This window comes from Novosphingobium fluoreni, from assembly GCF_014196615.1.
GTDB lineage: Bacteria > Pseudomonadota > Alphaproteobacteria > Sphingomonadales > Sphingomonadaceae > Novosphingobium > Novosphingobium fluoreni.
This window is the reverse complement of sequence record NZ_JACIDY010000025.1, coordinates 1-1060: the sequence shown is the minus strand read 5'-3', so window position 1 is coordinate 1060 and position 1060 is coordinate 1. Positions and strand designations below refer to the sequence as shown.

Genomic DNA, 1060 nt, shown 5'->3' with positions numbered 1-1060 from the left:
TAGAGCGGTTTCCACACGAACTGACTCGGCGGGGATTCCCTTTGCAGGCTCGTTGTGATTCAGGCTTCCTGCTGGTGGCAGGAGGCCAGCGTGGATGGCGCGAACACTTTCGCAGGACCTTCGGGACAGGGTTGTTGCCGCGATTGACGGCGGCTTGAGTTGTCACGCGGCGGCGGCCCGCTTCGGGGTCAGCGTGTCGAGCGCGATCCGGTGGCGACAACGTGCCTTGGAGCATGGCCAGGCTGTGGCCAAGCCGCGCGGCGGTGACCGACATTCAGGCAAGATCGAAGCGCATGGCGGCTTCATTCGGGAGCTGATTGCCGAACAGGGCGACATGACCCTGGTCGAGGTTCAGGCGCGACTGATCGAGCGCGGCGCCCCGGTCGGGATCGGCACGGTGCATCGGTTCTTCGTGCGTCACGGGATCACGCGCAAAAAAAGACCGGCCACGCGATCGAGCAGGACCGTCCCGACATCCTGAGGCAACGCCGGCACTGGTTCGACGGCCAGATCGACCTCGAACCCGAACGCCTCGTGTTCATCGACGAGACCTGGACCGCCACCAACATGACCCGCAGTCACGGTCGCTGCCCGAAAGGCGAGCGGCTGCGGATGGGCTTCCCGCACGGCCATCGCAAGACCACCACTCTGGTCGCTGGCCTGCGCATGACTGGTATGGTCGCGCCGATGGTGCTGGACGGGCCGATCAACGGCGACTGGTTCGAAGCCTATGTGGCGCAGGTCCTGGTGCCCGAGTTGCGTCCCGGCGACGTGGTCATCATGGACAACCTCTCGAGCCACAAGCGTGCTGCGGTGCGTGAACGGATCGAAGCGGCCGGGGCAACCCTGCGCTTCCTCCCGCCCTACAGCCCGGACTTCAACCCAATCGAGAAGGCCTTCTCCCGGCTCAAGGCCATGCTCCGCAAAGTGGGCGAGAGAACCGTCAGTGGACTGTGGGACCTGATCGGAAAGCTCGTCGACATCTTCCAGCCCGCCGAATGCGCCAACTACTTCAAATCATGCGGCTATGAACCGGAATGAACGGAAACTGCTCTAGCCG

At 64.1% G+C, this 1060-nt stretch carries 1 protein-coding gene; it reads left to right on the top strand.

The window, feature by feature from the left end; translation table 11 throughout:
• Positions 1–94 precede the first annotated feature (94 nt).
• Positions 95–1041 (top strand): IS630 family transposase gene (locus tag GGR39_RS17045; RefSeq protein WP_183619013.1). Its coding sequence is split into 2 segments (ribosomal slippage): positions 95–431 and positions 431–1041, totalling 948 coding nucleotides; the frame shifts between segments, so codons are not numbered across the junction.
• Positions 1042–1060: the final 19 nt, after the last annotated feature.